Source organism: Devosia sp. SL43 (assembly GCF_021729885.1).
In the GTDB taxonomy this organism is placed as follows: Bacteria; Pseudomonadota; Alphaproteobacteria; order Rhizobiales; family Devosiaceae; genus Devosia.
In genome coordinates this window covers 3,802,217-3,822,743 of record NZ_CP063401.1, presented here as the reverse complement: position 1 = coordinate 3,822,743, position 20,527 = coordinate 3,802,217, and the positions used below count along the sequence as shown (strand labels likewise).

At 62.0% G+C, this 20,527-nt stretch carries 17 protein-coding genes and 1 pseudogene; 2 read left to right on the top strand and 16 right to left on the bottom strand.

Translation table 11 applies throughout. From position 1 onward, the window contains the following. Positions 1-135 precede the first annotated feature (135 nt). From mce to IM737_RS18655, 6 genes and pseudogenes are all read right to left on the bottom strand, one after another. The gene (gene mce, locus IM737_RS18675; RefSeq protein WP_236896628.1) at positions 136-546 is read right to left on the bottom strand and encodes a methylmalonyl-CoA epimerase; all 411 of its coding nucleotides are present in this window, start codon (positions 544-546) and stop codon (positions 136-138) included. Beyond that, positions 543-2,657, bottom strand: coding sequence for a methylmalonyl-CoA mutase (scpA, locus tag IM737_RS18670; RefSeq protein ID WP_236896626.1), 2,115 nt, complete (start codon positions 2,655-2,657; stop codon positions 543-545). The genes mce and scpA overlap by 4 nt, the downstream gene beginning before the upstream one ends. Further along, a complete protein-coding gene (locus tag IM737_RS18665) occupies positions 2,654-3,004 on the bottom strand; it encodes a hypothetical protein (RefSeq protein WP_236896624.1) in 351 nt (116 codons plus the stop codon). Before IM737_RS18665 ends, scpA begins: the two co-directional genes overlap by 4 nt. Then, positions 3,004-3,561, bottom strand: coding sequence for a biotin/lipoyl-containing protein (locus IM737_RS21080; protein WP_442874219.1), 558 nt, complete (start codon positions 3,559-3,561; stop codon positions 3,004-3,006). The genes IM737_RS18665 and IM737_RS21080 overlap by 1 nt, the downstream gene beginning before the upstream one ends. 53 nt (positions 3,562-3,614) lie before the next feature. Then, a pseudogene (locus IM737_RS18660) lies at positions 3,615-4,983 on the bottom strand (acetyl-CoA carboxylase biotin carboxylase subunit); the annotation flags it as partial. A 10-nt stretch (positions 4,984-4,993) separates the two neighbouring features. Continuing rightward, complete coding sequence (locus tag IM737_RS18655) at positions 4,994-6,526, bottom strand: acyl-CoA carboxylase subunit beta (protein ID WP_236896620.1); 1,533 nt, start codon at positions 6,524-6,526, stop codon at positions 4,994-4,996. A 118-nt stretch (positions 6,527-6,644) separates the two neighbouring features. Here IM737_RS18655 and IM737_RS18650 point away from each other — a divergent pair, with 118 nt between their 5' ends. Next, positions 6,645-8,057, top strand: a complete 1,413-nt coding sequence (locus IM737_RS18650; RefSeq protein ID WP_236896618.1) for a helix-turn-helix domain-containing protein — start codon at positions 6,645-6,647, stop codon at positions 8,055-8,057. Here IM737_RS18650 and IM737_RS18645 read toward each other — a convergent pair. The 5 genes from IM737_RS18645 to IM737_RS18625 form a co-directional block, all read right to left on the bottom strand. Then, positions 8,054-8,896 (bottom strand): ABC transporter ATP-binding protein, encoded by an 843-nt coding sequence (locus IM737_RS18645; protein ID WP_236896616.1) that lies wholly within the window; start codon positions 8,894-8,896, stop codon positions 8,054-8,056. The two genes, IM737_RS18650 and IM737_RS18645, sit on opposite strands and share 4 nt — an antisense overlap. Then, positions 8,893-9,909 carry an ABC transporter ATP-binding protein gene (locus IM737_RS18640; RefSeq protein ID WP_236896614.1) on the bottom strand — a complete coding sequence of 339 codons (1,017 nt, stop codon included), beginning with the start codon at positions 9,907-9,909 and terminating at the stop codon, positions 8,893-8,895. Before IM737_RS18640 ends, IM737_RS18645 begins: the two co-directional genes overlap by 4 nt. A 14-nt stretch (positions 9,910-9,923) precedes the next feature. Continuing rightward, positions 9,924-10,781: an ABC transporter permease gene (locus IM737_RS18635; RefSeq protein ID WP_236896612.1), complete on the bottom strand. Its 858-nt coding sequence runs from the start codon at positions 10,779-10,781 to the stop codon at positions 9,924-9,926. Positions 10,782-10,785: 4 nt separating this feature from the next. Beyond that, a complete protein-coding gene (locus tag IM737_RS18630) occupies positions 10,786-11,790 on the bottom strand; it encodes an ABC transporter permease (RefSeq protein ID WP_236896610.1) in 1,005 nt (334 codons plus the stop codon). Positions 11,791-11,861: 71 nt separating this feature from the next. Beyond that, positions 11,862-13,760, bottom strand: coding sequence for an ABC transporter substrate-binding protein (locus IM737_RS18625; protein WP_236896607.1), 1,899 nt, complete (start codon positions 13,758-13,760; stop codon positions 11,862-11,864). A 392-nt stretch (positions 13,761-14,152) separates the two neighbouring features. Here IM737_RS18625 and IM737_RS18620 point away from each other — a divergent pair, with 392 nt between their 5' ends. Continuing rightward, positions 14,153-15,757, top strand: coding sequence for a GH39 family glycosyl hydrolase (locus tag IM737_RS18620; protein ID WP_236896606.1), 1,605 nt, complete (start codon positions 14,153-14,155; stop codon positions 15,755-15,757). A gap of 375 nt (positions 15,758-16,132) precedes the next feature. On the opposite strand, the gene IM737_RS18615 is transcribed toward IM737_RS18620, so the two are convergent. From IM737_RS18615 to IM737_RS18595, 5 genes are read right to left on the bottom strand one after another with little or no spacing between them, the layout of a single operon-like run. After that, positions 16,133-16,600 (bottom strand): heme-degrading domain-containing protein, encoded by a 468-nt coding sequence (locus IM737_RS18615; RefSeq protein ID WP_236896604.1) that lies wholly within the window; start codon positions 16,598-16,600, stop codon positions 16,133-16,135. Positions 16,601-16,609: 9 nt separating this feature from the next. Beyond that, on the bottom strand, positions 16,610-17,506 hold the full coding sequence (locus IM737_RS18610) for a biopolymer transporter Tol (RefSeq protein ID WP_236896603.1): 897 nt from the start codon (positions 17,504-17,506) through the stop codon (positions 16,610-16,612). Positions 17,507-17,514: 8 nt separating this feature from the next. Further along, positions 17,515-18,516 (bottom strand): Gfo/Idh/MocA family protein, encoded by a 1,002-nt coding sequence (locus IM737_RS18605; RefSeq protein ID WP_236896602.1) that lies wholly within the window; start codon positions 18,514-18,516, stop codon positions 17,515-17,517. 1 nt (position 18,517) lies between these two features. Beyond that, the gene (locus tag IM737_RS18600; RefSeq protein ID WP_236896601.1) at positions 18,518-19,375 is read right to left on the bottom strand and encodes a 3-keto-disaccharide hydrolase; all 858 of its coding nucleotides are present in this window, start codon (positions 19,373-19,375) and stop codon (positions 18,518-18,520) included. A 37-nt stretch (positions 19,376-19,412) separates the two neighbouring features. Continuing rightward, positions 19,413-20,525, bottom strand: coding sequence for an ABC transporter ATP-binding protein (locus IM737_RS18595; protein ID WP_236896600.1), 1,113 nt, complete (start codon positions 20,523-20,525; stop codon positions 19,413-19,415). Between the last annotated feature and the right edge of the window lie 2 nt (positions 20,526-20,527).

Below are 20,527 nucleotides of genomic sequence, written 5' to 3'. Positions count from 1 at the left end.
GTCTGGGGCAATTCGACTTATAAATGGAGTCTCATTCTCATGTTAATATGACGAACATGCATCCGCCGTTGCAGGAGTGCAACATATATGAGTGTACTAGTCATGTTAATCAAGACGGATGACCGGAATCCAGCGCTAACGCTGCGTTTCCTCGAGCTCGATCAGCGTGCCGTCGAAATCCTTGGGATGCAAAAAAAGCACCGGCAGACCATGCGCCCCAAGCTTTGGCTTGCCATCGCCCAGCACGCGCGCCCCGCCTTGGATCAGCGTGGCTGCCGCTGCACCTATGTCAGGTACCTCAAAGCAGATGTGGTGCATGCCGCCCGCCGGGTTCTTGGCGAGAAACGCCGTGATCGGCGACCCCTCTCCCAGCGGCTCCAGCAGTTCCACCTTGCTATTGCCGGTGTCGATAAACACCACCGTCACCCCATGCTCGGGCAGCGCCTGCGGCGCCCCGATCCGGGCGCCAAGCAGATCGCGGTACTTGGCCGAGGCAGCAGCAAGGTCGGGCACGGCGATGGCGATGTGATTGAGGCGGCCGATCATCGATTGCTCAACCTTCCCTCGATCTGGCTCAGCACCGAGAATGCGGCGCTCAGTACGTTTGTCCCGGGACCGAAAATGCCGGCCACGCCGCAATCGAACAGGAACTGATAGTCCTGCTCGGGGATGACGCCGCCAACGATGACCGTCACCTCGCCCAGTTCCCTATCCTTCAGCGCCTCGATCAGTTCCGGCACCAACGTCTTGTGGCCAGCGGCCAAGGAAGATACGCCGACGGCATCCACCTTGAGTTCATCGACATGCGCGGCCACTTCCGGGGCCGTTTCGAACAGGTCGCCCATATGGACGACAAAGCCCAGGTCCGCGAACGCGCTCGCGATCACCTTGGCGCCGCGATCATGCCCGTCTTGCCCCATCTTGGCGATGAAGATGGACGGCGCCCGGCCCCGCGCCGCCTTGAAGGCGTCGATGCGGCCGGTGATGGCGGCAAATTCCGGATCGTCGCCATAGCCGTCGGCATAGACGCCGGAAATGACGCGGGTGATGGCATGGTGGCGGCCGAATACATCCTCCATCGCTGCGGAAATCTCCCCCAGCGTCGCCCGCGCCCGCGCCGCCTCGATGGCCGCCTCCAGCAGATTGCCCTCGTCCTTGGCGGCGTATTCGCGCAAGGCGGACAGCATCGACTGGCATGTCGCTTCGTCGCGGCTTGCCCGGATTCGCTGCAGCTGAGCCACTTGCTCCACCCGCACCTTGGCATTGTCGATGTCGCGCACCTCGATACCGTCTTCCACATCGAGCCGGTAGCGATTGACGCCGACGATGACATCCTCGCCGCGATCGACACGTGCCTGCCGCTGCGCTGCCGCCTTCTCGATCTCGAGCTTGGGCTGCCCGGACTGTACCGCCTTGGTCATGCCCCCCAGCATCTCAGCCTCGCCGATCAGCGCCTTGGCGCCCTCGACCAGCTGGCTCGTCAAGGCCTCAACATAGTAGGAGCCACCCAGCGGATCGACCACGTCGGTGATCCGGCTTTCGTGTTGCAGGATCAGCTGCGTATTGCGGGCAATGCGGCTGGAAAATTCGGTGGGCAGCGCGATGGCTTCGTCGAACGAGTTGGTATGCAGCGACTGCGTCCCGCCTAGCGTCGCCGCCAGCGCTTCGATGGTCGTGCGGACGATATTGTTGTGGGGGTCCTGCTCGGTCAGCGACACCCCCGAGGTCTGGCAATGGGTCCGCAGCATCTTGGATCGCGGGTCTTTCGCCCCGAGGCCGGTCATGATCTCGCTCCACAGCTGCCGCGCGGCGCGGAGCTTGGCGACTTCTAGGAAGAAGTTCATGCCGATGCCGAAAAAGAAGCTCAGCCGCCCCGCAAAGGCATCGATATCAAGCCCGTTGGCCTGCGCAGCCCGGACATATTCCATGCCGTCGGCCAGCGTATAGGCCAGCTCCTGCACCGCCGTCGCCCCCGCTTCGTGCATGTGATAGCCCGAGATCGAGATCGAGTTGAACTTGGGCATATGCCGCGCCGTATGGGCGATGATGTCGCCGACGATCCGCATGCTGGGCTCGGGCGGATAGATATAGGTGTTGCGGACCATGAACTCCTTGAGGATGTCATTCTGGATGGTGCCATCCAGCTTGACCTGCGGCACCCCCTGCTCCTCGGCGGCGACGATGAACATGGCGAGGACCGGAATGACCGCGCCGTTCATGGTCATCGAAACCGACATCTGATCGAGCGGGATGCCGTCGAACAGCACCTTCATGTCCTCGACGGAGTCGATGGCGACGCCGGCCTTGCCGACATCGCCGACCACGCGCGGATGGTCGCTGTCATAGCCACGATGGGTGGCGAGGTCGAAGGCGACCGAGAGGCCCTTCTGGCCCTTCTCCAGCGCCTGTCGGTAGAAGGCGTTGCTCTCCCGCGCGGTCGAGAAGCCGGCATATTGGCGGATCGTCCACGGGCGGTTGGCATACATGGTGGCGCGCACGCCACGGGTGAACGGCTCGACGCCGGGGATTTCGGCGTTCTCGCCGAAGTACACCGGCTTGACTGATATCCCGCCATAGTCGCGGTCAAGCGAGGCAACTGATGTGTCGCGCAGTTCCCTTTGGGCGAGGGCGGCCCAGTGGGCAAAGGTGGTGCTCATATTTTGGTTACGTCCCAGTCCTCATGGCCCGCCAAACCGTCTCGCCCAAAGGTATACGTCGTGCGAGCGACCAACTTTGAACCACGGACCACGGAGCAGGTTACCTCGAAGGCCTGGTTGTCTTGAAAGGTGCCGTCCGGATAATCCTCAACAATACAATCGGTGCTACGCTCCTCAGAACTAGCGCTGACAAAGCGTTGCTCCATGCGCGTTCGTGCAATGCTAGCCGCTGCTTCGGCACCGATTGGCGAGGAGAAATGCAGGATCAGCGGCATGGCCGCGAAGAGTAGTATCGTAAGCGTGATCACGATGCAGATCAGGTAGAGGCCGAACCGATTCGCAGTCATCACACCGCCTCAAACTCAAGGATAACCTGATCCACTGCCAGCACCGCGCCAGCTACCGCATGCACCTTGCTCACCCGCGCGCGCTTCTCGGCCTTCAGCACATTTTCCATCTTCATCGCCTCGACAATGGCCAGCGTCTGCCCATCCTCGACGATATCGCCCTCGGCCACATCGATCCGCACCACCTGCCCCGGCATCGGGCAAAGCAGGAAGCGGCTCATGTCGGGCGGGACTTTCACCGGCATGTGGGACAGCAGCGCCGCGACATGCGGCTGCACGACCAATACCTTGAGGTCGGAACCGCGATAGCGGATGCGGAAGCCCGAGGTCGTCTGGCTAACCTTCAGCACCGCCCTCCGGCCGTCAGACCAATCGAGCCGCGCCAGCCGGTCGCCGGGATGCCATGACAGCCGCGCCGCTGCGCTGTGCCACGCGGCGTCGACGACCGTCTCTAGACCATGCGGATGCAGCGTGACCGTCGTCGCGACCTCGCCTGCGGTCACATGCCAATGCGACACGGTGGTCGCTCCACTCCGGCGCTGCTCACGCCGCGCCATCATGATGGCTGCGGTAGCAACCACGTCGAACTTGGCTTCTTCGCCCAATACGGCGCCATGGAACCCCTCGGGGAACTCCTCTGCAATATAGCCCGTCGTCAACCGCCCCTCGCGGAACCGCTCCTGGTCCATCACGGTCGACAGGAACGGCAGGTTGTTGCCCACCCCTTCGACCTCGAAACTATCGAGCGCCACCGCCATTGCGTCGATCGCCTCCAGCCGAGTCGGCGCCCATGTACAAAGCTTGGCGATCATCGGATCGTAGAAGGTGGAGATCTCGCCGCCTTCGAACACGCCGGTATCGTTGCGCACGGCCAGTGTGTCCGACGCGCTTTCAACCGGCGGCCGGTATCGCACCAGCCGTCCCGTCGACGGCAGGAAATTGCGATACGGGTCCTCGGCATAAAGCCTCGACTCGATGGCCCAGCCGTTGCGCTGCACTTGGCTCTGCGTCAGTGGCAATTTCTCGCCATTGGCGGCACGGATCATCAGCTCCACCAGATCGAGCCCGGTGATCAGCTCGGTCACCGGATGCTCCACCTGCAGGCGGGTATTCATTTCGAGAAAGTAGAATTTGCGATCCGCATCGACGATGAACTCCACCGTCCCGGCGCTGGTGTAACCCACCGCCTTGGCCAGTGCGACCGACTGCTCGCCCATGGCCCGACGCGTTGCGTCATCGAGAAACGGCGACGGCGCCTCCTCGATGACCTTCTGGTTTCGCCGCTGGATCGAGCATTCGCGCTCGTTGAGATAGAGCACGTTGCCGTGGCTATCGCCGATCAGCTGGATCTCGATATGCCGCGGCTCGGTGACGAATTTCTCGATGAAAATGCGGTCATCGCCAAAGGACGACGCAGCTTCCGACTTAGAGCGCTCGAAGCCCTCGCGTGCTTCCGCGTCGTTCCAGGCGATGCGCATGCCCTTGCCGCCGCCGCCGGCCGAAGCCTTGATCATGACGGGATAGCCGATGGACCTGCTGATGGTGACAGCGTGTTCCGCGTCGTCGATCAGTCCCATGTGCCCTGGAACGGTCGAAACTCCCGCTGCCGCCGCCAGCTTCTTGGACGTGATCTTGTCGCCCATCGCCTCGATCGCCTTCACCGGCGGCCCGACGAAGATGATGCCGGCTGCCTCCAGCGCCTGAGCAAATCTGGGGTTTTCCGAGAGGAAGCCATACCCCGGATGCACGGCCTGTGCGCTGGTCTGCCTGCAGGCGGCGATGATCTTGTCGATCTGGAGGTAGCTGTCCTTGGCTGGCGACGGCCCGATATGCACCGCCTCGTCGGCCATACGGACATGCAGCGCCTCGCGGTCGGCGTCGGAATAGACGGCGACGGTGGCGATACCCATCTTGCGCGCGGTCTTGATGACGCGACAGGCGATTTCGCCGCGATTGGCGATGAGGAGTTTGGTGATCATTTTTCTCTCCTCACAACGGAATATTATCGTGCTTCTTCTTCGGCATGGCATGCTGCTTATGCCGCAGCGTCGAGAACGCCCGGATCACCCGTCGCCGCGTCCCATGCGGCAGGATCACATCGTCGATGAACCCCCGCTCCGCCGCGACGAACGGATTGGCGAACCGCGCCTCGTAGTCCGCCGTCCGCTGCGCGATCTTGTCCTTGTCGCCCAGTTCGGACCGATAGAGGATTTCCGTCGCGCCCTTGGCGCCCATCACGGCGATTTCGGCTGAGGGCCAGGCGTAGTTCACATCCGCCTTGATGTGCTTGCTCGCCATCACGTCATAGGCGCCGCCATAGGCCTTGCGCGTGATGACGGTGACCAGCGGTACGCTGGCTTCGGCATAGGCAAACAGCAGCTTGGCGCCATGCTTGATGATGCCGCCATATTCCTGCGCCACGCCGGGCAAAAAGCCGGGCACGTCGACAAAGGTCAGGATGGGGATTTCGAAGCTGTCGCAGAAGCGGATAAAGCGCGCGGCCTTCTTGGAAGCGTTGATGTCGAGGCACCCCGCCAGCACCAGCGGCTGATTGGCTACTACGCCCACCGTATGGCCATCCAGCCGGATGAATCCGCACAGGATATTGCCGGCATGATCCTTCTGGACTTCGAGGAAGTCGCCCTCGTCGGCCACCTTCTCGATCACCTCGCGCATGTCATAGGGCTTGTTGGCGCTATCGGGAATGACGGTGTCGAGGCTCATATCGGCCCGGTCGACCGGATCATGCGTCGGCAGGCGCGGCGGCTTCTGGCCAGCAGCCAGCGGCAGGTAGGCGAACAGCCGCCGCACCTCGAGCAGGGTCTCGATATCATTGTCGAAGGCCGCATCGGCCACCGAGGAAATCTTGGTATGGGTCGAGGCGCCGCCCAGCTCTTCCTGCGTCACCGTTTCGTTGGTGACCGTTTTCACCACATCCGGCCCGGTCACGAACATGTAGCTCGTGTCTTTCACCATATAGATGAAGTCGGTCATCGCAGGCGAATAGACCGCGCCGCCCGCACAGGGCCCCATGATGACCGAGATTTGCGGCACCGCGCCCGAGGCCTGCACATTGCGCCAGAACACGTCGGCATAGCCACCAAGCGAGGCGACGCCCTCCTGGATGCGCGCGCCGCCGCTATCGTTGAGCCCGATCACTGGCGCGCCATTCTGCAGCGCCAAGTCCATGATCTTGCAAATCTTCTTGGCATGAGTCTCGCTCAGCGAGCCGCCAAAGACCGTGAAATCCTGGCTAAACACATAGACCAGTCGGCCCTCGATGGTGCCCCAACCCGTCACCACGCCATCGCCGGGAATAATCGTCTCGGCCATGCCGAAATCTACCGCCCGGTGAGTGACGAACATGTCGTATTCTTCAAAGCTGCCCGGATCGAGCAACACGTCGAGCCGTTCCCGCGCCGTCAGCTTGCCCTTGCCATGTTGCGTATCAATGCGCCGTTGCCCACCGCCAAGCCGCGCCTGTGCGCGCTTGTCTTCGAGTTCATCGATAATGATCTGCATGGCGGCTCTCCGGCTTTGGGCCCACACTAGCGCGATGTCGTACAAGTCCCAAGACAGCAAAGCGCGTGACTGTTACAATCGCACAAGAAGCAAACTGTAATTTTGTGGAGTTGTGAAGATGGCCGCACGCAAGGTCTTTGCCGGTGCCCGTTTGCGGGCGCTGCGCAGCCAACACAAGCTGACCCAGGGCGAGCTTGCTGCGCGACTAGACCTCTCGGCCTCTTACGTCAACCAGCTCGAATCCAATCAGCGCCCGCTGACCGCATCGGTGATGCTGGCGCTGGCCGATGGCTTCAATCTCGACCTGTCCAGCCTGATGACCGATGCGTCGGACCGGATGGTGGCCGACCTGCGCGAGGCGCTGGCCGATCCGGTATTCGGCGATGGTGTGCCAAACCTGCAGGAACTCAAGACCGTCGCCGCCAATGCACCCGACATGGCGCGGGCCATGCTTCAGCTCTACGAGACGTATCGCAAGACCAACGAGCGCCTCGCCAGCGTCGATGCCGTGCTGACGCGCGACCCGCAAGCGGGCATGCAGACGGCGTATGAGGAGGTCCGCGACTTCTTCCACTATGCCGATAACTACATCGACCCGCTCGACCGCGCCGCCGAGGCCTTGGCGACCGAATTGGGCGAGTTCGGCCCCGATCGCCTCAACCGGCTCATCGCCTATTGCGGCGAAGCGCATGACCTGCGCGTGGTCCTGACCGCGCCCAGCCGCCCCGATCTGATCAAGGATTATGACCGCTCGACACGCACGCTGGCGATCAACGCGCGGCTCGAACCGGCAACGCAGTTCTTCCAGATCGCCGCGCATCTGGCCGGGATGGAACAGACCACCCTCCTCGCGCAACTGCTCGACGCCGCCAACTTCAAGACGTCGGAGGCCCGCTCCATCGCCCGCATGGGTCTGACCAACTACTTCGCGGGCGCCTTGCAAATGCCCTATGGCGCCTTCCTCAAGGCGGCCGAAGCACATCGCTACGATATCGAGGAACTGGGCCATCTGTTCGGCGCCAGCCTCGAACAGATCGCCCACCGGCTCTCAACTATGCAGCGCCCACGCGAACGCGGCGTGCCATTCTTCTTTGCCCGGGTCGATGCCGCCGGCACCATCACCAAGCGCCATTCCGCCACCGCGCTGCAATTCGCCCGCTTTGGCGGCGCCTGCCCGCTATGGAACGTGCATCGTGCCTTCGAGGCGCATGGCCAGATCACCAGGCAACTGGCGGAAACGCCCGACGGCAACCGTTACCTCTGTCTCGCCTGGTCGAGCGAAAAGCGCAGCGGCGGCTACAATGGGATCACCCGACGCTATGCCTATGCACTGGGCTGCGAGATCAGCCATGCCAACCGCCTGATCTATGGCGGCGATATCGACCTGCCGCGCGCCATATTCGATCCGATCGGCGTCTCCTGCCGCATCTGCGAGCGGCGCACCTGCCCGCAACGCTCGGTGCCGCCGTTGGCCGCCAATATCAGCATCGATGCCGATCGACGCGCCATCGTGCCCTACCAGATCGGCTAGGCCGTCATCGACCGCCGCAGCCGGATCGCCGCGGCCGCGGCTTTCGGATCAGGCGGCAGCACCGCGTTCTTGAGTGCGATTGAATAGGGGTCCTGCGGATTGTCCAATACGGCACGCGCATTCCCCGCTTCGATCACCACTCCATTGCGCATGATGATCACGCGATCGGAGATGTAATAGGCCGTCGCCAGGTCATGGGTGATGTAGATGATCGACACCTTGAGCTCGTCGCGCAGCGCGCGGAACAGGTTGACGATGCTCATGCGCAGCGAGGCGTCGACCATCGAGACCGGCTCGTCGGCGACGATCAGCTTGGGCGACGGGATCAGCGCCCGTGCCACCGCCACGCGCTGCAATTGCCCTCCCGACAATTCGTGCGAGAAGCGCCCCTTGATCTCGGCCAGCGACAGGCCCACCCGCTGCAGCGCCTCATCGGTCAGCCGCTCCTTGGCCGCATGATCGTCCGCCCCCGCAAAACGGTGGGCCGTGGCGAACAGATAGGCATCGACCGGCGTCAGCGGATTGAAGGCCTCGAACGGGTTCTGGAAGACCGGCTGCACCTTGGTCATGAAGGCTTCGCGCTGAGCGCGCTTGCGGATGGTACCGATATCGACGCCGTCAAAGATCAGCCGTCCTGAATTGGGCACTTCATTGCCCAGGATCATCTTGGCCATGGTCGACTTGCCCGAGCCGCTTTCGCCGACAATCGCGAAGATTTCCGGCTTTTCCGATGTCAGCGAAAAGCTCACATCGTTTACCGCCTTCATGGTCTTGCGGGAGAAGAAGCCGCCGACCGGGTAGAGCTTGGTGACGTGGTCGAGTTCGAGCAACATGGTCATGCGACGGCCACCTCCCCAGCGCGGAAACAGGCGACACGGCCGCCGGTGGCGCTGGGCAGCATTTCCGGCACCTCCTTGGAACAGCGATCGATGGCGATCGGGCAACGCGGATGGAAGCGGCAGCCTGACGGCGGGTTGGCCAGGCTCGGCGGCTTGCCGGCCAGGCTCTTGCGCGTTGAGACGTCGCCGATGCGTGGCAGGCTGGCGATCAGATGCGCAGTATAGGGGTGCTGTGGGTTGTCGAACATGGCCTGCGTCGGCCCCTCCTCCGCCAGCCGCCCGGCATACATGATGGCGAGGCGATCAGTAATAGCGGCATGGACCGACATATCATGGGTCACGAACACCACCGACGACCCCAGCCGCTCCTGCACTTCCTTGATCAACCCGAGCACATCCTGCTGCACCAGCACGTCGAGGGCGGTGGTCGGTTCATCGGCGATGATGAATTCCGGTTCGCACACAGTCGCCAGCGCAATGGTCACGCGCTGCCGCATGCCGCCCGACAGCTGATGCGGAAAGGCCTCCAGCACATCTGGATCGAGCCCAAGCCGCTTGAGATGGCTCTCCACCCGCGCCCGAAAGGCGGTGCGATCGAGACCCATATGCCGGAAGGCAAAATTGTCGAAGGCATGTTTGATGCGGCGCACCGGGTTCAGCACGCTCATCGACCCCTGCATGATGTAGCTCAGGTTCTGCCAGCGCGCCGCCTTCATCTTGCCGGGCTCGCCATAGACATCGATCTGCTTGCCGCCGAAGTCGAACTTGACGCTGCCATCGACCACGCGCATCGGCGGCCGGATGGCGCCAGCCAGGGTCTTGATCAGCGACGTCTTGCCCGAGGACGATTCCCCGGCAATGCCATAGACCTCGTTGCGGCGCACAGTCAGGCTGATCCCATCCACCGCCCGCACCTCACGACGCACGCCGAACAGGTCGTTGATATAATAGGCCTTGAGGTCCTTGATGGTCAGCACGTCGGCCGCCTGCGTGGCCGGTTTGTCCTTCGTCATTACCTGGCTCATCCTCACGCCCCCATGCGCGCGAGGCGACTGCGCGGATCGATGTATTCGTTGACCGACATGGCCAGCAGGAACAGCCCGAGGAACAGGATCACCACCGCCACCATGGGCACCGCGATCCACCACCAGATGCCAGCGACCATGGCCGAGTGGGCATTGGCCCAATAGATCATGCCGCCGATGGTCGGCCGGTTGATGTCGGAGAAACCCAGGATCGACAGCGTGACCTCGAGGCCGATGGCCCAGATCAGGTTGTTCATGGTGGTGAAGAACACGATCGGCATCACATAGGGCAGATGCTCGCGGAACAGCACCTGCCCCGTCCGCATGCCCGAGAATGCCGCGTGGCGGGTGAATTCGCGCGTTCGCAGCGACAAGGCGACCGAGCGGATCAGCCGGCTGTCATGCGTCCAGCCCAGCATGGCCGCTGTGAAGGCCAGCACCACCCAGGTCATCTGGTCGCGCAGCACGAAGACCAGCAGCAGCAGGATCGGGATGTTGGGCAGCGCGCCCAGCGTATCGTTGAACGCCATGATGATCTGGTCGGTGCGGCCACCGACATAGCCGGACACCAGTCCCACCACGATGGCGATGATGCGGCTGATGACCGCCACCACGATGCCGAACATCAGCGTGTTGCGCATCGACGCGGCCAGTTGCCAATACATGTCCTGGCCGCGGCTGTTGGTGCCCAGCCAGTATTCGCCGCCCGGGGGCATGTCGGGGATGACGGCATAGGTCATCATCTCGTCATAGGGCGCGAAGAACGACGAGATCACGATGGCGACGATAACAAGCAGCAGCAGCGTGCCGAAGAGGAATTCGCGGTTGTAGCGGAGCAGGTCGAGCAGCACTTTGAACATGGCGCTATCCAAGTTTCACGCGTGGATCGATGAGCGGATAGAGGATGTCGATCAGAAAGACCGCGGTGGCGACAGCGATGACCGAAAAGGTGGTCACGCCCAGCACCAGGCTGAAATCGCCGGCATAGATGCCCGCCACCATCAGCTTGCCGATGCCCGGATAGTTGAAGATGAACTCGACGATCACGGCGCCGCCGAACACATTGCCCAGGCTCAGTGCGAGGCCGGTCACCTGCGGCAGCATGGCGTTGCGCGCCACATACTGCGAAAACACCGTGCGCGACGGCACGCCGCCCAGCTCGGCATAGACCACATAGTCGTCGGTCACGATATTGGAGACCAGCGACCGCATGGACACGAACCAGCCGCCCATGCCCACCAGCACCAGCGTCAGCGCCGGCAGGGTGCCGTGCTGGATCACCGAGACGAAATAGGTCCAGGTCGCCGCTGGCTCGAGATTGAGCTGCGCCCCGCCACTGATGGGCAGGATGGGCCAGAGAAAGCCAAAGATGATCAGCAGCGTCAGGCCAGTGATGTAGGTCGGGATCGGCTGCAGGGCCATGACGAGCAGCCCGATGACCTTGATGCTGCGGGAATCACGGAAATAGCCCGCGATAGCGCCGAGCAGGTTGCCCAGGCACCAGGAGATGATTGTCGCCAGCGTCAGCAGCCCCATTGTCCAGGGCAGCGCCCGGCCGATGATGGTCATGACAGGTGTTGGGAAGGCCGACAGCGACGGCCCGAAATCGCCTCTGACAACGCGACCCCAGAAGGTGAAATATTGCGAGATCAGCGAGCCGTCAGTGCCATAGAGCTCGCGCAGGGACTGACGCAGGATCTCTACAGATCGCGGGTCAGTCGCGCCGAAATTGGTCACCAGCGAAACCGTCTGCTCCACCGGATCGACCGGCGAAAAATGCGCGATCAGGAAGGCCAGCGTCACCCCGGTAACGACGACGAACAGGAACTGGCCGAAGCGCTTGGCCACATAGATGAGATAGCCGTGCATACGCATCCCGGTGTTTAAGGTGCGAAGGGAGGGTCCGGCCGGATTGGCCGGTCGGACCCTGCGAGGCGCGCTTAGGGGGTCGGCGCGTCTGGGTTCGCCTTGAGCGCCACGATCATGTAGCGCAGGTTGCTCCAGTTCGGGCCCGATGCGGCATAGGGGTTATCCGCCGACGGGTAGCCCGTCCAGTAGGTCGTGTCGAAGGGCGCGAACTTGTTGTAGGCCATCAGCGGGATCATCGGCATCTCCTCAACCACCAGCTTGAGATAGTCGATGCCCAGCGCCACTACTTCGGGCGAGTCGAAGGCCAGCGAGCGATTGCGTTCGATCAGTTCGTCGAGACGCGGGTCCTCCCAGCGCTGGAGGTTGCGTGGGGGCTGGATTTCGCCGGTCGGCTTGATGAAGTCGCTGTGGTAGCTGTCGAGGAAGAAGCTGAGATCGGGGTGACCACCCCAGGTTTCCACAGTCCAGTAGATTGCCGCTTCGAAGTCGCCGGTGCCGAGACGCTGCCCGTTGGTCGGGCCTGCCACGTCGACCGTCGCCTTGATGCCAGCCTGGCTCCATTGCTGGGCGATCGCGGTACCGGCACGGGCCAGTGTCGGGATGGCGTCGCCTTCGACCATCAGGCGGATTTCAAATGGCGTGCCATCCGGCTTCAGCCACTGATTGCCATTCTTGGTGAAGCCGGCTTTCTGCAACAGTTCGGTTGCGGCCTGCACGTCCTGGTTCCACCAGCCATAACCGAAAGCGCGCTTGAGTTCGGCTTCGTCGGTCGGGATCTGGTCGGGCCACTGGCCCCGCACCATTTCAGCCAGCTGGCTGGCAATGTCGGGGTTATAGGGCTTGATCGAGCGGGTACCGGTATTCAGCTCGAAATTGGTGAGCCAATCCTGCATCGGCACGAAATAGTCTTCCGGCGCCGATCCTGTTGGAGGAACGCCCAGAGCCGAGAGGTTGGCGGCGCCACGATACGAACCGAGCGCCACAGCCCGGATGTCGATCAGCAGTGCCAGGGCCCAGCGCACGTCCTTATTGTCGAACGGGGGCTTCTGCAGGTTGAACAGGACCGATGGCAAGGTCGGATCGGGATGCGCGAAGGGGAAAGTCGGTAGCCAGGCGGCCACGCTGTCATTGTCCTTCATCAGCGAGAACATGCCCTCGGGGGCGATGTCATTGATCACGTCCAGGTTGTGGTTGCGCTGGGCGATAACGCGGGCTTCAGGGTTACCCGAGGCGGCATAGACCACGTATTTCACATCGGGCGCTTCTTCCTGAAGCATGCCGATAGTGGTGCGCTGCCAGTCGTCACGCAGCTTCCAGATCGCCCAGTTACCGGCCTTGTCGTAGCTGTTGAGCACGTAGGCCGACAGGGAAATGGGCGGGTTGTTGTTGAAGGCCAGCGGATCTTCGACCTTCTCGAACACATGCTTCGGCATGATCCAGGCGGCGTTCCAGCGCACCGTGAACAGGGTGTGGAAGCGGGAATTGGGCGCCTTGAGATGGAAGATCACCGTATTGCGGTCCGGCCGCTCCATGCTCTCAACGTTGAGCGTGAATGCGGCGCTCCAGCCCATGCCGGGGTTATCGATCTGCGTCTGCACGGTGTAGGTCAAGTCGTCGGCGGTGAACTCGACGCCGTCACTCCAATAGACGCCCTCGCGCAGCTTCACGGTCATGGTGGTGAAATCGTCGTTGTAGATCGGCGGCTCGGTGGCCAGCGCATTGGTCCAGGCGTCGTCGCCGCCTTCCGGGTTGATCCACCACAGCGTATCGGTGGTCAGCTGCTGCTGGCCGTTGACGCTGGCGCCGCCGCCGGGCGCCCACAGGTTGAACCAGTCGGCGTTCTGCGCCGTCGGCCCCTGGATGATCAGGGCTTCGTTACGTGGAATGCCGGCAATGAAATCCTGGGCGAAAGCCGGGAGCGCCAGTAATGACGCAACCGCTGCCAGGGCGATCTTTCTAAAGAGCCTCATGCGTTTCCTCCTCGGTGCTCGCGGAGCGAGCGATCCCTCTCCTCATGAGCCAGCTGGGCCGGCCCGGCGAACTGTCCTCGCCTGCACCGCGCGCCATCGGGCGCATTCGACTCCCCGCAGGCAGCAGGTTCGTGCGCTCTTTATCGACAATTTTGGCAGACTGGGCAACTGCTAGATTCAGAATTTCTCAGATTTGCGCGGTTTGCGGCCTTTTCTGTGCATCTCAGTCAACGGTTGCTCTCTCATATTATTGACAAAGAGGCATTTTGGCTTAGCTTGCGATACATCGGGCGCCCTGTATCGAAGCAGGCGTCGACCCGCATGATCACGGCCGGTCTTCTGGAGGAGGCGCGGCACAGCAAAGCCATCAGAAAGCCGCAGAGGACCGCGCAATGACTGCCCCGATCAACGTCACGACCAAGGTGCATGCCGACAAGGCGACCGAGGCCTATCATCCGCTGTGGAACTGGTTCGGCTATGACGAGCCGAACTACACCTATTCCGAACATGGCAAGAAGCTGCTGGCTGAGCTGACGGCGCTCAGCAACACGCCGCCGCATATCCGTACCCACAATCTGCTGACGTCAGGCGACGGCGTGCCCGCTTTGAAGTGGGGCTCGACCAACGCCTATACCGAAGATGGAAATGGCAACCCGGTCTATGACTGGACCATCATGGACAAGATCTTCGATGCCTATGTGGAGGCGGGTAACGTTCCACTGGTGCAGATCGGCTTCATGCCCGAGGCGCTGTCGGACTTCGAGGGCGAGTATCGCCATCACTGGGAGCCCGCGGACAAGTACGCCACCATCATGACCGGCTGGGCGGTACCACCCAACAATCTCAAGAAATGGGGCGATCTGGTCTATGCCTGGGCGCGGCATATGGCCGACCGCTACGGCGAAGACAAGGTCTCGACCTGGCCGTGGGAAGTCTGGAACGAGCCGGACGGACTATACTGGCATGGCACCATCCCCCAGTTCTGCGAGATGTATGATGTCAGCGCCAAGGCCGTGAAGCGCGCGCTGCCCAAGGCGCGCGTTGGCGGTCCACACACCTGCGGCGCCTTTTCCAACCCCAAGGCGCAGAAATTCCTGCGCGAATTCCTGCAATATGTCTTCGACCACAAGTCGCCGCTCGATTTCATCGCCTTCCACGCCAAGGGCAATCCGGTAATCTGGCAGGATCACGTTCGCATGGGTGTTCACAAGCAGCTGCGCGACATCGAGACCAATCTCGACATCATCAACGAATTCCCCTCGCTCACCCACCTGCCCGTTGTCATCGGCGAAAGCGACCCGGAAGGTTGCGCCGCCTGCTCAGCTCGCGTCCATCCGCAGAACGGCTACCGCAACGGCCCGCTCTATGGCGTCTACGTCGTCGAATCCATGCTGCGCACCTATGAGCTGGCCAAGCTCAAGAACATCCACATCGAAGGCGCCGTGACCTGGGCCTTCCTGTTCGACGACCAGGCCTGGTATGACGGCTTCCGCGACCTCGCCACCAACGGCGTCGACAAGGCCGTTCTCAACGGCTTCCGTATGCTGGGCAAGCTGGGCGGCAACTGGCTGGCCAGCGAAAGCAGCCACCGCCGCGACCTTCAGGAGATCATGGAGCACGGCGTGCGCGGCGAGCCCGACGTCAACGTCGTCGCCACCCGCGACGACAAGGGCGTCAGCATCCTCGTCTGGCACTACCACGACGATGACGAAGCCGGCCCCGACGCCGAAGTCACCATTGCCGTCGACGGTTGGGACAAGGGCAAGGCCTCGCTCAAGCACTATCGCATGGACGAAACCCACTCGAACTCGTTCGGCGTGTGGAAGGCCATGGGCAAGCCAGCCAACCCCACCGGCGCCGACTATGCCAAGCTCGAAGCCTCGGGCCAGCTCGCCCAGATCGAAGACGTCGCCAGCGTTCCGGTAAGCAACGGCACCATCACCCTCCGGACCACCCTCCCCCGCCAGGGCGTCTCCCTCCTGCGCCTCGACTGGTAGGTCCGACACGGAGCGCGCCCGGAGTAGCGGGCGCGCTCTTCGTTATGCCTTTAAGCACCGCGCCCTTTGTCAAGTCTACGATGGAATGGGTAGCGGAAGGTCCGCTTGTGGAACAGTCAGTCGGAAAAGCAGATATACGCCGATTGGCGAACCTGGGACCGTGTATGGATGGCTCTCAGTTGACAAGGCTATTGAACGTCTCAGTTGCTGGTTGGTGCGGCCGGGGGGCAATTCGGGGTGCCAGCAATCAGCCATTAGCGAGAATGACAGTGGATAGTAAGCCATGCGGGAGGGGTTGAGTACGGAGTGGGACGCGGCCGGAGTACGCCGCGTCCCGAACGGCCTGGAGGACAATCCGGCCGCTTGAATACAATGCTATGCGGCCGCCGAAAGGCCCTGCAGCGCCTCGACGATCAGACGGTGGTCGTCTTCATCGGGTAGCCCACTGACACTGGCGGTCCCGACGAGCGTGCCATTGCGCAGAATGAGCGGAACGCCGCCACCGCTGGCAACATAGGTTTCCTTCGGCAGGCGGAACCGGTCATTGAACTCGTATCGGCCCGCCTCAGCCTCAAGGCGAATGGCAAGGGAACTCTTGTGGAAGCGATGCGCGACGGCACATTTGCGCGCGGTCCAGTCGAGGTTGTCGATGGTTGCGCCTGGCAGCAGGGTGGTAAAGATGGGCGATGACCCATGCCTAACCTGAATGGCGACCGGCGCCCGCTCAGCGCTTGCGCGCTCCCGGATGGCCTGGCCAAGGGCCCACACAAACTCATAGTCGAAGCGGTCGAGCAACAGCTCTTCTTGTTCTGCAGCCAGGCCTTCCAAGGTATAGGTCATCATGAAGTTCACCTATGAATTGTCGTCGATCGGATAGGCTACAAAGGCAAAGCGCTCACTGTTGGGGGACCAGCTGTTCACGTTGATCGTGCCCTGCCCGCCGAAGAGGCGAGCAACGGTTTTGCTTTCCGCCCAGCGTTCGCCATTAACCAATCTCAATTCAACCCAGAGGTCGGCCGGGTGGCCGCGGGTGCCAGTTGGGTAGGCGAGATAAACAACTCTGCTCCCATCTGGGGAGATGTGTGGAAACCAGTCTACGGTCTCGCTCTCGACCAAGTGCTCCGCTTCCGAGCCGTCTGCCCGCATGCGGGCAATCTGGGCGTGACCAGAAAAGGCTTCGGTATTGAAATGGAGCCATTGCCCATCGGGGCTGTATTCAGGGCCATCGGCCGGTGCGCCGCGAGAGGTAATCTGGCGGAAGCCGCGACCGTCCGATCCTATCGTGCAGATTTCGGCAGACAGAAACTTCATTTTGCCACCGGACATCTCAGCAGCGACGCCGACAAACGCGAGTTGCTGGCCGTCCGGGGAAACGCCATGCAGGAAGTGCAGCATGCCGGCGGGGCCTTCCACGCCGGAGACTTTCACCGCAGCGCCACCGGCCAGCGGTGCGCGATAAAGCTGCCAATCATCATACGTCGACACGAAAATATGCTCGCCGTCAGGATCGAGAACATGATCGTTGTTCATCCGTGGAAGGCCAGTCAACGCAATGGCCTCCAAACCCGGATTTCCAACCGGCATGCGCCACAACTTACCCTCGCCGTTCAGGATCAAGGTATCGCCTGCAAGACTCCAGTTCGGCGCTTCGAGCAGCATGTCGCGGGTCTCGAACAGGAGTTGGTTCTGACCGGTCGTCGTATCGTAGATCCAGACTTGGCACCGCTGGTTGGCCGCCAGTTCTCGCATTGGGACACTCATGTCAGGATGTGCCCCCGTGTCTGTACCAAACTGCGGTCGAGCAGGTGCATTACGTCGATAGTCAGATCATGCGGCACGAGGGAGCTTTGTTTGAGACCATCGCGCAGACACCGTGCGGCCTCCTCGATCTCCCAACGGTATCGGTGCTCACTTGCAGTATCGACCAATACCTCGACCTCCCGACCGCGCGAACTGAATAGAGCCCGGCCTGGATTGAAAAGGTTGTCGGTCACGGACAGCCAGCCCTCGTCACCGATCAGACGGAAGGTTGAGATATCGGCACCCTCCGCGCCCGGAACGAAACCGCCTGACATAACGGCATGGCCATCGGCATTGCTGATGTGAATGGCAGAGGCACTGTCGACGCCGCGCTCCGTCAGGCGACCCGATGCGGTTATGTTGACGTCCTTGAGCAAATTGGGTGCCAGGCCCGCGAGGATGTTCATGGGATAGACCATGCATTCGAGCGTGAAGCTGCCGCCGAGTTCAGGGTCGGACACACGGGAGTCCTTCGGCCCACCCATCGGGCCAATCGAACCGGCGAAGGCTCGGGGTGTGCCAATGTCACCGGCCTGGACACGCGCCGCAAGCGTGCGGAACAGCGGGTTGCAGAGGGTCCACATGGCATCCATCACGAACAGACCCCGCTGGTTGGCCAGGTCGATAATGTCCTTTGCCTGCTCGGCATTCATCGCGAATGGCTTTTCCACCACCAGAGGCTTGTTACCCTCGAGCATAAGCCGGGCATGCTGGTGATGATGACTATGGGGCGTCGCAATATAGACGATGTCCACATTGGGGTCGGCGGCTATGGCGGCATAGTCACCATAGGCCTTGTCGATGCCATGCGTTGCAGCGAAGGCCTGCGCGCGACCGAGGTCGCGCGACGCCACAGCAACACACTTCGAACCCGGCGTGCGAGCAAGGTCTTCGGCAAACAGGCTGGCGATCCAGCCCGGTCCGATGATACCCCAGCGGATGTCAGTTGTGCCTGCCACCTCAGAGTTCCTTGATGCGGATATTCCGCCAGCGGCAGGCCGCTGTCTTTCCCCACCGGCCCTCGCCAAGGCCGTTGTGGTCATTGTCGTGGACCTCGAAGGCTATGTGACCCTTGGGCCCGAGGAATTCGGCGACGTCATCGGCGTTGTAGTTGGGGAACTGCATCGTCGCGAAATCGATCGAGGCGATCAGCAGGTCGTTGATCCAGACCGAGGCCTTGGGCTTGGCGCCGACGAAGAGAATGCGGAAGGCGTTCCAGTCGTTAAACTTCCAGACGGCCAGGAACTCCTCGACGGTGCAGTGCTCGGTCAGCAGGTCCCTTTTAGCCTGAGTGAACTTCTCGATCGAAGTCGCCGGGTCATCTTCCTTCAGGCCGACGGGCGTGCGGTTTTCATCCGTCTTGACGTCGAGCGCGAAGGGCACGGCGTGGAAACCGCTGATCCCGTTACCATAAAAGCCGCCGATAGAGCCGGACTTGCGATGATCAAGGAGAACCTGGAAACCGTGGAATGTGTCGGGCTTCTTGCGCAGCATAATCCCCGTGTCGGCCGGCCAATCGGGATTAGCGTCGAAACGGAGCTCGAAGTCACCGTACTTCCTTTCGGTCAGGATATAGCCACCCCAACCACTGCCGGGCGTGTCCTGTCGACCGACGATCGCACCATCCTCCACGGTCCAGACGGCCGGATGCGCGGCGGCCTGCTCGTTGTAGTCGGCTGGAAAGGCGCCAGGGTATGCTTCTTGGATTGCTGGACCGCCCGGCCAGATTTGGCCATAGGTACGCGGCGTGGAAAACCAGCCATCGAGGGTCTTGCCATCAAAGAGCGAGACGAAACCAGTCTCATCAGCATGAGTCATTTGTCAGTATCCTGTTGTGGTCGTTGAAATCGGAAGGTCAGAGCCGTTCGCCTGAACCAGCGTCGAACAGAGAGACAAGCGCAGGGTCGATCTCGAATTCGACAGTCGGCGCTTCATCCAGGCCCTGGAGGGTGTCGACGCGAATGGAAAGCGGCGCTTCGCCCAAGCGGCCCCAAAGAAGGGTTTCGGCGCCCATTGGCTCGACCGACGAGATTGGGGTCGTTGCGCGAAATGGCAGCTTGCCACTCAGACGTGTGCCAATATGTTCCGGGCGAATACCCAGAACGGCCTTTGTGGTCGCGGACGGCGCAGTCGCAAACTGATAGCCCTCCAGGGGAAGTTCGAACCCCTTGCCAGCGAAGCGCGCCTTGCCACCGCTCACCGTCACTTCGCCGTCATAGAAATTCATGCCGGGCGAGCCGATGAAGCCAGCGACGAAACGGTTCTGTGGGTGACGGTAGATTTCCTTGGGGGTGCCGAATTGACGGATCCTGCCGCCCTCCATGACGGCGATACGGTCGGCCAGCGTCAGGGCTTCGATCTGATCGTGGGTCACGAAGATCATGGTCGCGCCGAGCTGCCTATGCAGCCGCTTCAGTTCAGAGCGCAGTTCGGTTCTGAGCTTGGCGTCAAGATTGGACAGCGGCTCGTCGAACAGGAACACACTTGCCTGGCGCACCAAGGCCCGCCCAATGGCAACACGCTGGCGTTGGCCACCGGATAACTGCCGCGGTTTGCGATCGAGCAAGTGAGTGAGTTGCAGCACTTCGGCGGCCTCGGCCACGCGCCTTTCGATGGTCGCCTTGTCGCCACCGGTCATACGCAGGCCAAACGACAGGTTTCCACGAACGGTCATCTGCGGATAAAGAGCGTAGGACTGGAACACCATGCCGATGTCGCGATCTTTTGGCTCATGCCACGTGACGTTTTCGTCGCCGATCCAAATCTGGCCGCCGCTGGCGTCCCGGAGCCCTGCAATCACGCTGAGCAAAGTTGACTTGCCACAGCCCGAGGCACCCAACAGGACGACAAACTCCCCAGGCGCGATCTCGATGTTGAGGTTGCGTATGACATGAACGGCGCCATAGGAGACGTTGAGGTTGCGTACCGACACGCCTTTGGTGCGGCCACCGTTGGTTACGTTCGACATGG